Below are 14,176 nucleotides of genomic sequence, written 5' to 3' on the forward strand. Positions count from 1 at the left end.
TGTGCTGTCGAGGGTTTGCTGATTTCTCTGATTGTTCGATACCTAGTGAGTAGATGATACTTTTTATCAATCCACTCTTTTGCCATTTTGTCAATGCGTAAGTCCTATATAAGTAGGACAGGGTAAACATCTGCGTTTCACTGTCCATAAATTGTCTATGATACCGTTTCTTCATGTAGCTTGCCTGGCGTAGCCATAGATGCGCTTTATTCTGGACTGTAGAGACTTTGTATGCAAAGTCTCTACATCATTTATTTGGTGCAACTTCATAGAGAATTGGTATGAGTATCTATTTTAGGTACTCGTAGTTTTATGGAGTCTTCACTTAATCTTTAATTTATTCCTAAGTGAATATATGTAATATAGGACTAGTATTTGATTTCTGAAATATACGTAGGGTGAGCATAGCCCACCGTATCATGGTTGTGGTGGGCAATGCCCGCCCTACAGATACTTAGATATTTTCAATAATCAAGTCGGATTCCTATATATACTAAAGTGTTTATCAAAAAACCGATATTTTTAACAGTTAAACAATCAATTAATTTCCCGTAAAAATCATATAGATTAACTTTATTGCCTGAAATTACTATTTATTACAGAAAAAATACTACAAGCAACTAATTATTTAACTGTTTTCTAGATAGCTTTATATATCTAGTGAAATAGGTTGTTTATGGAAATTCCAGAAATATAATTGAGAACAAAATAATGATAAAAAATGATGGGAGGCGGGAAACTAAAAATATTAGGTTAGGTGTAATATCAGTGATACCAACACTGTTGTTTTTGATGTTTTCCCACACTGTTAGTGCTGAAGATCCAGGGGAATGTTTTATGATTACTACCTCTGGTAGAACCATTCCCTTGAGAAAGCTTTGTGGTGGTACAAAGACATTTCAAAACAGCGAACAGAGAGTTTTTCGAGTTCCGATCAAACGGCGATTGGGTAGAACTCCTGTGATTGATGTGACTTTCAATGATAAGAAAACTTTTGAAATGATTGTCGATACAGGTGCAAACAATACCTTAATACCTCTAAAGTTAGCGATCGCTCTCCAACTCCAGCCTACTGGGATCATGAAGGCTCAAATTGCTGATGGTACACAAGTGGAATTTTCTACTAGTCAGGTTAAATCGATCGCTGCTGGTGGAGCCATAGCTAAGAATATCCAAGTGGCGATCGCACCGAAAGCAGAGTTCGGTCTACTAGGTCATGATTTCTTTGGCAACTACGACATCAAGATTTTAGAAACAGAGGTAGAGTTTCATCCTCGGTAGTTGTTAGAGACGCGATGAATCGCGTCTGTACAATTAATTGTGAAAAATAGCAGAGTAAGCTTACCTCTTTATAGTTAAATTTTGCTTGTTACTGACTTCTAGGGGTAAGAAAATAGTTAATACTTCGCCGTAGTGTGGGCGCTGGCGGACGATTAACTTACCACCGATCGCTTGAAATAGGTGCTTGGTAGCAGCGATATTCAAACTAATTGTGCCTGTTTCTGGTTGGAACATGAGTAATTGTCCCAAGGCTTTACGGATGGGTGGTGTAACTGGTGCGCTGGCTTTATTGCTATCTTTGCAGTGAGTGTGAGGAGACAATTGTAACTTTAGTTGATCTCCCGCCGGAATCACTTGTACTTGAATATGGCTCCCGGCTGGTAAACTGCGGGTAAAATTCTCCATCAACCCAGTGAGTACACGATCCAGCATATTAGGATTGCTCACCACAGTTGGTAATTGTTGGGGTAAAACCACATCTAAAGTCAAGTTTCGCCGTTCGGCTGCTTGTTGCCAACGAGGGATACTTTGTTGCAACACTTGATCCAAAGACATTGCGGTTAAATGAGTATTCGCAGATTTCCCGGAAGTAGATGTTTCTAGTTCTGCGGCTTTGAATAGCAACTCCATGCGATCAATTTGCTCAGTACACTCATGATCGATAATTTCTAGACGATTAATCACATTGGCAGGTAAATCACGCCGCTTTAACAGCAGGCGAGTCATAGTACGAATAGTAGTTAACGGTGTACGGACTTCGTGAGCAAAAGCTTGCAATAATTCTACATCGGGTTTGATTGATGGCGGATTAGGTATGGGACATTGGACATTAGGTATGGGACATTGAGGATAGGGAATTTCTTCTATTCTGTTACCTTGTTCCTCTCCTCCCCTGGTTCTTCCTAATCCCCAATCTCTAGTTTCTTCCTCTGGTAATTCTTGGAGTAAAAATTGGCTAAACTGGAGTACTGTACGATAATCCGGTGCGATCGCTGGATACTGTTGCACTAAACTATCCAACTCCGTGAACAAATCAGGATTAGTCAGCATTACCCTTGCGCCTAGCGATCGCCAAGCCTGCTGGACTATTTCTGGCTCAAAGGAAAACGAGAAAGCTTTTTTACCGTTTTTATGTGTGGCGAGAACTAAAACTAATCTAAATTTATCTGTAAATATTAAACAAAACTGCTCAGATGCCAAAGGATCGGCAGGTAGTAAAGGTAATACAGGCTCACAAAGGGTAGTTTCTGACTCTGTAGAGGCGATCGTACTTGGCATTTGAAATGGCATCAGTGCCAAAGGGTTAAATGGCCTGGCGGTAAAAGTAATCGTCTGTAAGTTTTGAGTGAGGATGGGTTGACTGAATAGGGGTGCTGGTGCAGCTAAAACTAATCCTTGAAGCGCCTCAGATCCAACAGCAACTAAACTGTTAATGAGTAAATGTTCTGTCGCGGCTAGACTCATACGCCACTGTCGCTCTGCTTTGGTTGGTGAGCATTCAGCCACAGTTCCCTGACCGTCGGCTAAAACTTCACTCAGACTTGGCAATATCCATTCGTACACAGAACTTCACCCCTTCTTTCAAGAGCGACTAGCAGCTCGGAAAATTCAAAATTTCTCTACTACTTATGAGCGTATAGTTATTTATGCCTTAGTAACAGTCGTATAACCGAACAAGATAGGCGCAATTTCCCCTGTGGTGCTTTTTCACGTCTACCATCTCCAGTATGAAGTTTTTGTGAATTGGTGGCACAAATTAACAATTCAAAATTCAAAATTCAAAATTCAAAATTCAAAATTCAAAATTAAAGACAGTTGGAATTGGGGATTTAGCGAGAAACGCGGTCTTGGGCTTTGCCCAAGTGGAGCGATTTCTCAAGACAAACCCCAACTCAACTGATACTACGTGTAGACGTAGCGCAAAGTCTGAGCGCCGGCTTCCGGCGAACAGAACTTTGTAAGAGAGGGGTCTTAAACCCTTGAATTTACGATAAATGAAGAGTCTGTTAGCGATTACGCTTTTAAATTACATAGTCACTTGTATGGTTTGTTGACTGTGAGGCAGTCGCAGTCTTGGCGGTTTCCGTCGATTGCGAACTGCCGAACCCGGAGGGCTGACAGTTAACAGTCAACCGTCAACGGCCAACACGGAAAAATTCTGATAACATCTAAAAACTTTTATATGTCAAGTATTGTTAACTGCTGGTCTTGACTAAAACTAACTGAAAACTTTTAAGAAAAAGTTTGCGGATTTGAGTCCCAATGAGTGATCTAAGTTGTTAGCCTTATCTATCTTTTGCCTGCATCAACCATCTTGTACTGACAAGTTTAATGTTTATTTAGCATTTGCTCCTCCACACAACACACAGGTAAATTGATCGCTTCAAGTATTCCATTTGGAGACAAAAATGAAAAAAGTGTTTTCCCTATTAGTGTCCGGCTTTCTATTAGTTGGTAATTTTGGCTGCAAAGAAGCTCCCAGCAGCACCAGTGGATCTGATCAAGTACCTGCAAAACAGGCATCTGAAATGACAAAATCCACAGGTAAAACTATCAAATCTACTGTCAAAGAAACCCCGATTCCCGCAGTTAATAGCAATAACAAAGATAAAACGGTAACCAATAAAACCTTAGCTACAAAAACTGAAGGAGATATAAAAGCTTTAGTGACCAATAAATTACAGGCAGGTATCCCAGGTAATAAGCTTGTAGTAGAAAATCAACAAGGTGAAATTACCATCAAAGGTATAGCAAGTTCTCAGCAAGAACTAGAAAAAGCCGAAAAATTGGTCAGAGAAGTGAAAGGCGTGAAGACCGTAAAAGTAGAAGCTAAAGTTGAGCCTAGCAACAGGTCTTAGGTTATTAGGGAACACCAACAAATAAACTATTCCAAATTGACGGTTAGTAGGGTACGTCAGTATAAATAATTTCTTGGTACAGCTAAGTTTTCTCGCACTGACGCACCCTACCTTTGGATATTTTTTATTGAAAAACAGGACTCATGATCAAGTCCTGTTGATGATTGATGAAGATAGATCACAAAGCCTGAGTCGAATGCTGACGCTGCGCTCAAAATTTTTGTTCAAGTGTGAAATATGACAGTTATTAAGGGCAGTAGCGCTAAAATAAAACCGTGCCAAGATTGAAATTTGGCTTCTGGGGTGTGATTTGGTGGTGCTAATAGGGCTTCTATTCTTTGTTCCAAGCGATCGCCTACACTATCACCCAAAGCTGCACAGCAAATTTCTGATTGTGAAAATGCAGAACCATTACTAACCACTAATAAGAGTGATTCTGCTAGTAACAAGGGATCAACTTGGGATGCGGCGTAACTATCTGCACGAAGTTCGCGCAAAACTAAAAGTTCTTGCCACAAAGCATCTGTATTGGGTAGCCAAGCGGTGCAAGAACGCACCCAACCCAGCCAGAAAAACCAAAAGGTGTCCCGATAATAAAAATGTCCTTGTTCGTGGGCGAGAACGCTTTCTACGTGGTTGGGAGAAAGTGTTTGTAGTAATCCTTGACTCACTACTAGTTCTGGTTGCCAGAAACCAATTTGTCCAGCAAATAGGGCTGCTGTGTTGAGTAGCCTGACTTGTTTACCTTCAAGATGAACCAAAGGACAGTGGCGGGCGGATTGTAGCGATCGCCAGCCTTGAATAGCTAGTGCGATACACAAACCAGAAAAAATTGCCAGAAAGGTTAAAGCTAGCGCGTAGCTGAACCAACCTGTGTACAGGCCTCCCATTTTGCCTTGCGGCCCCATAAATAAGAGAGCGATCGCTGTCATCAAAATTAACAACGGTGGAAACAGAAAGAAAAACAATGTTCTTTGCCACCGTGCTTCCCAATTATCTTGGGGGTTAGTCCAAGAACTTCTGAAAATCCACGAAACCACCAAAGCTGTCAAAATCATCAGCAAGTGCATCATTGTTCCTCCCTGGCTTGGCGCGCAGCTTGAATACGTTTGGCGATCGCTTCTATTTGTTCGCTGGCCGCTTCATCAAGGCTATCAGCAAAAGCTGCCACTACATCAGGGTTGCCCACTGCCAGAAAGCTGTGTAGTTGATCGTGGGCTTTAATTACCTGGGCTTGTTGTTTTGATAGTAATGGCCGCCAATAAAATGCCCGCCCTTTTTTATCACAAGCTAACCAACCTTTGTCCGTGAGGCGACGTAACACTGTAGTCACGGAAGTGTAAGCTAATTCGCGGTTAGGATCAGCCAGAATGCGATCGTGGACATCTTTGACGGTAGCTGAACCTACTTCCCAGACAATATTTAAAATTTCTGCTTCCAAAGGGCCTACAGACATTTGTTTAGGACGATAGTCGGGTAAAGGAGCCATATTAGTTGTGCATTGGATTATAGAGTTTGGATATTGGATTAGATGCTGAGATTTCCCTTTGGGGATAAGGGGTCATGGAGAATGCTGAATCAGAATTTCTTCTGCCTGCTATCCCTGGCCTTTTTTCAGGTTACCGTTGTTTGAGAGCGATCGCACAATAGCAAATACTCTTGCCTAACTATAAAAAATAAGCTCAATTCAGCTGTCATGATGGGTAATGACACCCATTAGAATGTAATCTCGACAGTAGTATTTAGAGCAGGTGTATCCCCCGCGTGAAGCTATTTGTATACCATACTCCGGAATTAACCCCCAAAGACCAGGTTCCCGACTGCGCGATCGCGGTCGATGTCTTACGAGCCACCAGCACAATTGCCACCGTCCTTTCTGCTGGTGGCGAAGCTGTGCAAGTCTTCAGCGATTTGGATGAACTTATTGCAGTTAGTGAAGCATGGCCTCCACAAAAACGGCTCCGAGCCGGAGAACGTGGTGGTGGGAAAGTCGCTGGTTTTGAACTGGGTAACTCTCCCCTTGACTGCACACCAGAACTGGTGGAGGGAAGACGCTTGTTCATTAGTACTACTAATGGTACTCGTGCTTTAAAACGGGTGCAAGACTCTGCCAGTGTACTAACAGCAGCTTTTATTAACCGAGCAGCAGTAGTACAGTATCTTCTAGAAAAACAACCAGAGACAGTCTGGATTGTCGGCTCAGGTTGGGAAGGTAGTTATTCTTTAGAAGATACAGCTTGTGCTGGGGCGATCGCTCATAGTGTTGTGGAAAAATCCCAGCTACCCCCTGAGAAATTAGCGGGTAATGATGAAGTCATTAGTGCGATCGCTCTTTACTCACAATGGCAAGACAATTTGTTAGGGCTACTCCATCATGCTAGTCATGGTCAACGTTTGTTACGCCTTGAATGTCATGAAGACCTAAAATATTGTTCCCAAACCGATGTTTTAACTGTTTTGCCTATGCAGCAAGAAGCAGGTGTATTTAAAACTAAAAACTAAATATGCAAAATCCGTAACTAAAGAAATTTTTTGTTTTTTTAGATTTAGCATTTTTTAGGATTGTCACAGAATCAACCAAACAACTAAGGTTTGAGTCAGGGGTGTCAGTTTGAATACTTATATCCCTGACAATTTTTTATGGCGTTGTGCATAGCAGTTGTTTTAAGGTGATATGCACCTAAATCAAATACTCTTGCGTCAGGGATGTCCATAGTCAAGAGTCCAGAGTTAAAGGCTAGCTTGGACTGTGGACTTTGGACTTTTGAAAACCTGAGTGCGAAATATACAATTTAAATGCGTAACAGCTTAAATCTGCTTTAATACTTTCCTTGTGTGCAGTTGTTAGTTTTTGCGGCACCGACTACCAAATACTCACCACTAACAAAAACTCTATCTCTCTGGGGGTAGAGTTTTTTATTAAACTTAATTAATTTAAATTTACTCGGTAAATTCTAGCAAAGTCATTATTTATTAACAATTTTCGGTAATTGTATCAAAAGCTGCATTTAGTCATACCAAAAAACAAATAGTAGTTATTTGTTTTTTGAATTACATTGTGACTTTCTTAACAATACCTAAAATTAATGTTAAAAACTACTCACTAAAATATTAAGTCTGTTAACCTTTCAGGGAAGCCAGTAACAGAATTTCTTTAGCCTTATTTTTAGATGGGTACAAATGTATGAAATTGGTTAATTAGGACTAAAGTCCTTGTTAGCTACTGGAAAAATTCGTCACAAGTAAGATGACTCCCACACAGTAGATCACTAAACTGGCATACTAACGAATCCGGCAAAATAATTGTGTAATTGGAGATTGATATGACTTTAGCAAGTCCTCCACAGATAAAGCCTTTAACAGACGAAGAACTGTATAAAATCAACGCCTACTGGCGTGCAGCTAACTATTTGTCAGTTGGACAAATTTATTTACTTGATAACCCCTTACTAAGAGAACCACTCAACAAAGAACACGTTAAACCTCGTCTCTTAGGACACTGGGGAACTACGCCAGGACTGAACTTTATTTATGTCCATCTCAATCGGATTATCAAAAAATACGACCAGAGTATGATTTACATTGCCGGGCCTGGTCATGGCGGGCCTGGACTGGTAGCGAATACTTATCTAGAAGGGACATACAGCGAGTATTACCCCAACATCTCCCAAGATGTTGGCGGGATGCAGAAACTGTTCAAACAGTTCTCCTTCCCTGGTGGTATTCCCAGCCACGTAGCGCCAGAAACCCCTGGTTCAATTCATGAAGGTGGTGAACTTGGTTATGCTTTGGTTCATGCCTTTGGTGCGGCTTTTGATAATCCCGATTTAATTGTGGCTGCTGTTGTTGGTGATGGGGAAGCGGAAACAGGTGCATTGGCTACTAGTTGGCATTCCAATAAGTTTCTCAATCCGGCTAGTGATGGTGCAGTACTGCCAATTCTCCACCTGAATGGGTATAAAATTGCTAACCCCACAGTCCTAGCACGGTTAAGCTACGAAGAGTTAGAAAGCTTATTTGTAGGCTATGGATACAAACCTTACTTTGTCGAAGGTGCTGATCCCGCCCTTGTGCATCAACAAATGGCAGCCACTTTAGATACAGTGATTGCAGAAATTCACAGTATCCAAAGAGAAGCCCGTGTACATGGATTTAGCAAACGTCCCCAGTGGCCGATGATTATCCTCAGGACTCCCAAAGGATGGACAGGGCCGAAAGAAGTAGACGGGAAGAAAACAGAAGATTACTGGCGATCGCACCAAGTACCCTTTGGTAATGTCACAGGTAATCCAGAACACCTGAAACTACTGGAAGAATGGCTTAAGAGTTACAAGCCAGAAGAACTCTTTGATGCTAACGGTAAACTGATACCAGAATTAGGAGAATTGGCACCAAAAGGCGATCGGCGCATGGGCGACAATCCCCACGCTAACGGCGGTATCCTGTTGCGTGACCTAGTAATGCCCAATTTTCAAGACTACGCGATTGAAGTTCCCCAACCAGGTAGAGTCACTGCGGAAGCCACCCAAGTCACAGGTACATTTCTGCGGGATGTGATGAAGCTCAACTTAGATAGTCGTAACTTCCGCATCTTTGGCCCTGATGAAACGGCATCAAATCGCATTAATGCTGTCTTAGATGTCACCGATAGAACTTGGGTAGCCCAAAAACTACCAGAAGATGATCACCTTGATCCCAGTGGTCGGGTGATGGAAATCCTCAGCGAAACCTGCTGTCAAGGATGGTTAGAAGGATATCTGCTAACGGGCCGTCATGGGTTCTTCTCTTGTTACGAAGCCTTTATCCACATCATTGACTCCATGTTCAACCAGCACGCCAAATGGTTGAAAACCACCCGTCACATTTCTTGGCGTAGACCTGTAGCCTCTCTCAATTACCTACTCACCTCCCACGTTTGGCGACAAGACCACAACGGTTTTTCTCACCAAGATCCCGGATTTATTGATCATGTAGTCAACAAAAAATCGGAGATCATTCGGGTATATCTTCCCCCCGATGCCAACACCTTATTATCAGTGACAGACCACTGTTTAAGAAGCCGTAACTATGTCAACGTCATCGTTGCAGGCAAACAACCAGCCTTACAATACCTAGACATGGATGCAGCAATTAAACACTGCACCAAAGGTATTGGTATTTGGGAATGGGCTAGCAACGACCAAGGTAGTGAACCAGATGTGGTCATGGCTTGTGCTGGAGACGTTCCCACCTTAGAAACCTTGGCAGCTGTAGACATTTTGCGCCAACACTTCCCCGATTTAAAAGTACGGGTAGTTAACGTTGTCGATTTGATGACACTACAGCCCAAAACAGAACATCCCCACGGTCTAAATCCCAAAGACTTCGAGACTATTTTCACCACCGACAAACCTATAATTTTCGCCTTCCACGGCTACCCTTGGCTAATCCATCGTCTAACTTATCGCCAACCCAACCACAACAACCTCCATGTACGCGGTTACAAGGAAGAAGGAACAACCACGACTCCCTTTGATATGGTTGTGCTGAACGACCTCGATCGCTTCCATCTAGTCATGGACGTAATCGATCGCGTACCAAAACTGGGCTACAAAGCAGCCTACGTCAAGCAACAACTACAAGATAAGCTCATCGAACACAAACACTACATTTCCAAACACGGCGAAGATATGCCAGAAATTAACGACTGGCAATGGCCGTATTAGGTACTAGCGATTATCTCAGATACCCGACTTCTTCAAGAAGTCGGGTATCTCGCAACCAAAACCTTAAAAGATGCCAAGTAATTGGGCTTAAAGCGTCTGGGGCTGTCACGATCAGCTCAGTCAGACTAAAATTCACCTGGCTATTTGTAGTGTTGAAGCTAGGGTAAACGCCCAAATTGATTTGACAAAAATGTAGGAGGTTAGTTTTGACGAAATTAAAAGTTGGCATCAATGGATTCGGTCGTATCGGGCGACTTGTGCTTCGTGCTGGCATTAACAACCCCAACATTGAGTTTGTGGGGATTAACGACCTCGTACCACCCGATAACCTAGCTTACTTATTAAAGTATGACTCTACCCACGGTAGGTTAAGAAGCCAGGTTGAAACCAAAGATGACGGTATTGTGATTGATGGACATTTCATTCCTTGTGTATCAGTCAGAAACCCAGCAGAGTTACCTTGGGGAAAATTAGGTGCTGATTACGTCGTAGAATCGACTGGACTCTTCACTGATTCCGAAGGCGCATCTAAGCATCTACAAGCAGGAGCAAAGCGCGTCATCATCTCTGCTCCTACCAAAGACCCGGATAGAGTGCGGACGCTCTTAGTTGGGGTGAACCACGATTTATTTGATCCCAGCAAGGATTTAATCGTCTCCAATGCTAGCTGTACCACCAACTGTCTAGCACCCATCGCTAAGGTAATCAATGACAACTTTGGTTTAACCGAAGGGTTAATGACCACAGTTCACGCCATGACTGCTACTCAACCCACGGTAGACGGCCCCAGCAAAAAAGACTGGCGCGGTGGTAGAGGTGCAGCCCAAAATATTATTCCCTCTTCCACAGGTGCAGCCAAAGCCGTAGCTCTAGTTTTACCAGAGTTGAAAGGTAAGTTAACTGGTATGGCTTTCCGCGTTCCTACACCAGATGTTTCCGTTGTAGATTTAACCTTCAAAACTGCCAAAGCCACCAGCTACAAAGAAATTTGTGCAGCAATGAAGGAAGCATCTAAAGGTTCACTAGCAGGTATTCTGGGTTACACAGACGAAGAAGTAGTTTCCACAGATTTTCAGGGTGATACTCATTCCAGCATCTTCGACGCAGGTGCGGGAATTGAATTAAACGCAAACTTCTTCAAGGTAGTCGCTTGGTATGACAACGAGTGGGGCTACTCTAATCGTGTAGTTGACCTGATGTTGTCAATGGTACAAAAAGAACAACTGGCTGCTGTTTAATCAGGGTATTGGGGCTTAACAGTTAACAGTTAACGGTTAACTGTTAACTGATTTAATCCTCCCCTGCTTCTCTTGCCCCTCTTATCCCCAATATCTATGCGTCGAACTAAAATTATCTGTACTGTAGGCCCGGCTACATCTGCACCAGAACGTTTAGAAGCGTTGGTAGAAGCTGGGATGAATGTAGCGCGGCTGAATTTTTCTCATGGGGCTTATGATTTTCATGCCCAAACTGCTCAGTATTTGCGGCAAATCAGTGCTGACAGACAAAAGCCTGTGGCGATTATGCAAGACTTGTGTGGGCCGAAGATTCGTTTGGGAACGCTACCACCAGAAGGGTTAACGGTAGAGGCTGGTCAGGAAGTCACTTTTGTTTTGCAAGAAAAGGGTAATAGTCTAGATGAATTACCTTTACCATTGCCGACTTTGTTTGCAATGGTACGACCAGGGGAACCAATCTTAATTAATGATGGTCGTGTCAAGTTGATTGTGACCGATCGCGATGCCGATCGCATTCGAGCTATTGCCAAAATCGGCGGTCTTCTTTCTACTCGCAAGGGTGTTAACCTGCCAGCCACTCGTTTACCTGTTAGTTCCATCACCGAAAAGGATTTGCAGGATTTGCGTTTTGGGATTGAGTTGGGTGTGGATTGGGTGGCGGTGTCCTTTGTGCGATCGCCTTACGACCTCGAACCAGCCCAACGGATGATCGAAGCTGCGGGGAAAACCATCCGAGTGATTGCCAAAATTGAACGTCCAGAAGCAGTTGAGCAAATTGATTCTATCATCGACGTGGCTGATGCAATTATGATTGCTCGTGGTGATTTGGGTGTAGAAATGCCTATCCACGAAGTACCCCTGATTCAAAAGGACATCATTCGCCGTTGCAACCAAGCGGGTAAGCCCGTGATTACAGCAACGCAAATGCTAGAGTCGATGATTAGCGCTCCCGATCCCACCCGTGCGGAGGCTACAGACGTTGCTAACTCCATCCTCGATGGTACAGATGCAGTGATGCTCTCTGGAGAAACTGCTGTAGGACAATATCCTGTCGCCGCCGTCCAGACTATGCACGATATCGCTGTGACTACAGAAAAGTCTTTGCAAGAGGGTAGTAAACATTGCTTATCCCATGAAGCAGGTGGTCTGAGTGTCACCGAATCTGTAGCTGAAGCTGTCTGTCGTATCGCCTACGAAACAGGTGCAAAAGCGATTCTTTGCAACACCACATCTGGGAGTACAGCAAAACTCGTGTCGAAATATCGTCCAACTACACCAATTTTTGCTTTGACTCCCGACGAAACCGCCTACCATCAGTTAGCACTTTCTTGGGGCGTGGAACCTTTATTAACTCCACCAGTCCACAATGCGGAAGAAATGTTTATGAACCTCATAAACACTGCCGTCAGAACGGGTTTGGTGCATGACGGTGACAAGGTAGTTATTACTTCTGGAGTGCCAATTGGTAAATCAGGCACAACTAGTTTAATTAAAGTGCATTCTATTGGACAACCAATCACCGCCTAATATTCCTAGAATAAGTCTGAGGCTATTTTCACTCAACTAAATTGGGCAATAGTTAAGAAAAATGGCCAGAATCAGAATTTTCAGGAATCAAAGAGGGTGTGAAGAAGAGGGGATAGGGTAAATCCTACACAAAATGGACGGACTTACGTAGTGTTATGGATTATTTATTGAAGCAGTCCAGAGTCAATAGTCCAAAGCAATAACTAACGGTGTTCAGCTCCCCGACTTCTTCAAGAAGTCAGGGATCTAGCAACCCAGCAAGTAAGTCTTAACAAACTAAAATCATGGAGTATTTTATGACTAAAAATCTACTAGAACAATTGCGAGAAATGACTGTTGTAGTTGCTGACACCGGTGATATTCAAGCAATTGAAAAGTTTACACCCCGCGACGCGACCACCAATCCCTCTCTGATTACGGCAGCCGCTAAAATGCCAGAGTATCAGGAAATTGTTGATCAAACCTTACTCCAAGCTAAAAAAGACGCAGGCACAGGCGCTAGCAAAGGTCAAATTGTCTCCCTCGCGTTCGACCGTTTGGCGGTATCCTTTGGATTAAAAATTTTACAAATTATCCCTGGTCGCGTTTCTACAGAAGTAGATGCCCGCTTGTCTTACGATACTGAAGCTACTATCACCAAAGCACGGGAATTAATCGCTCAATACAAAGCGGCTGGTATTGGCCCAGAACGCGTTTTGATTAAAATTGCCTCTACTTGGGAAGGTATCAAGGCTGCGGAAACTCTGGAAAAAGAAGGTATTCATTGTAACTTGACATTATTGTTTGGGTTGCATCAGGCGATCGCCTGTGCGGAAGCCGGTATCACCTTAATTTCCCCCTTCGTTGGTCGGATTCTCGATTGGTACAAGAAAGAAACCGGACGTGATAGCTACCCCTCTGCGGAAGACCCAGGTGTATTATCAGTCACCACAATTTACAACTACTATAAGAAGTTCGGCTACACAACCGAAGTTATGGGAGCTAGTTTCCGTAATATTGGTGAAATTACTGAGCTTGCAGGTAGCGATTTATTGACAATTTCCCCTGGTTTATTGGGTGAACTACAAGCCACAATCGGTGAACTACCCCGCAAACTCGACCCAGCGAAAGCAGCTACTTTGGATATTGAAAAGATTTCCATTGATAAAGCGACTTTTGACAAGATGCACGCTGCTGACCGCATGGCCTATGACAAACTAGACGAAGGCATCAAAGGCTTTACCAAAGCCTTAGAAGAGTTGGAAACACTACTAGCAGAAAGACTAGCTCGTCTAGAAGTAGTAGCAAGTCACTAGTACTTGGTGGCTTAGTGGTTAGTAAGCTAATGCGCGCCTAAATTGCATAACTACTAATCAGGGCTGTTAACTGTTGACTGCTGACAGTCAACAGCCCTCACAATAGATTGTGCAACTTCAAAACAGTCCCAATGAAATAAGTTTCACAATCATAGATGAAAGATATCTTCCCCCTACACCCTTACACCCCTATACCCTCTTTCAAGTCAGAATAACTAGCCACTAACTACTCAATTCTTAGTCCTGATATTCTTACCCAAAAAGACTGAACA

10 protein-coding genes are annotated in these 14,176 nt (G+C 43.1%); 7 read left to right on the forward strand and 3 right to left on the reverse strand.

Annotated features, from left to right (window positions below; all coding sequences use genetic code 11):
* The first annotated feature begins 711 nt into the window (after positions 1-711).
* On the forward strand, positions 712-1,281 hold the full coding sequence (locus tag H6G14_RS03415) for a retropepsin-like aspartic protease family protein (RefSeq protein ID WP_190565746.1): 570 nt from the start codon (positions 712-714) through the stop codon (positions 1,279-1,281).
* 60 nt (positions 1,282-1,341) lie between these two features.
* On the opposite strand, the gene H6G14_RS03420 is transcribed toward H6G14_RS03415, so the two are convergent.
* A complete protein-coding gene (locus H6G14_RS03420; RefSeq protein WP_190565747.1) occupies positions 1,342-2,844 on the reverse strand; it encodes a HAMP domain-containing histidine kinase in 1,503 nt (500 codons plus the stop codon).
* An 845-nt stretch (positions 2,845-3,689) separates the two neighbouring features.
* Here H6G14_RS03420 and H6G14_RS03425 point away from each other — a divergent pair.
* Entirely contained in the window at positions 3,690-4,139 is a 450-nt protein-coding gene (locus H6G14_RS03425; RefSeq protein ID WP_190565748.1) for a BON domain-containing protein, read from the forward strand.
* A gap of 224 nt (positions 4,140-4,363) precedes the next feature.
* On the opposite strand, the gene H6G14_RS03430 is transcribed toward H6G14_RS03425, so the two are convergent.
* Positions 4,364-5,209 (reverse strand): M56 family metallopeptidase, encoded by an 846-nt coding sequence (locus H6G14_RS03430; RefSeq protein ID WP_190565914.1) that lies wholly within the window; start codon positions 5,207-5,209, stop codon positions 4,364-4,366.
* Positions 5,209-5,628, reverse strand: coding sequence for a BlaI/MecI/CopY family transcriptional regulator (locus tag H6G14_RS03435; protein WP_010996725.1), 420 nt, complete (start codon positions 5,626-5,628; stop codon positions 5,209-5,211). The genes H6G14_RS03430 and H6G14_RS03435 overlap by 1 nt, the downstream gene beginning before the upstream one ends.
* A 275-nt stretch (positions 5,629-5,903) precedes the next feature.
* On the opposite strand from H6G14_RS03435, the gene H6G14_RS03440 reads away from it, so the two are divergent.
* The 5 genes from H6G14_RS03440 to H6G14_RS03460 all read left to right on the forward strand — a co-directional run bounded on the left by H6G14_RS03440 (position 5,904) and on the right by H6G14_RS03460 (position 13,904).
* Complete coding sequence (locus tag H6G14_RS03440; protein ID WP_190565749.1) at positions 5,904-6,641, forward strand: 2-phosphosulfolactate phosphatase family protein; 738 nt, start codon at positions 5,904-5,906, stop codon at positions 6,639-6,641.
* 821 nt (positions 6,642-7,462) lie between these two features.
* Positions 7,463-9,844: a phosphoketolase family protein gene (locus H6G14_RS03445; protein ID WP_190565750.1), complete on the forward strand. Its 2,382-nt coding sequence runs from the start codon at positions 7,463-7,465 to the stop codon at positions 9,842-9,844.
* A 206-nt stretch (positions 9,845-10,050) separates the two neighbouring features.
* Complete coding sequence (gap, locus tag H6G14_RS03450) at positions 10,051-11,082, forward strand: type I glyceraldehyde-3-phosphate dehydrogenase (RefSeq protein WP_190565751.1); 1,032 nt, start codon at positions 10,051-10,053, stop codon at positions 11,080-11,082.
* Positions 11,083-11,178: 96 nt separating this feature from the next.
* Entirely contained in the window at positions 11,179-12,609 is a 1,431-nt protein-coding gene (pyk, locus tag H6G14_RS03455) for a pyruvate kinase (RefSeq protein WP_190565752.1), read from the forward strand.
* 296 nt (positions 12,610-12,905) lie between these two features.
* Positions 12,906-13,904, forward strand: coding sequence for a transaldolase (locus tag H6G14_RS03460; RefSeq protein ID WP_190565753.1), 999 nt, complete (start codon positions 12,906-12,908; stop codon positions 13,902-13,904).
* The last annotated feature ends 272 nt before the right edge of the window (positions 13,905-14,176 follow it).

This window comes from Nostoc parmelioides FACHB-3921, assembly GCF_014696625.1.
Classification (GTDB): domain Bacteria; phylum Cyanobacteriota; class Cyanobacteriia; order Cyanobacteriales; family Nostocaceae; genus Trichormus; species Trichormus parmelioides.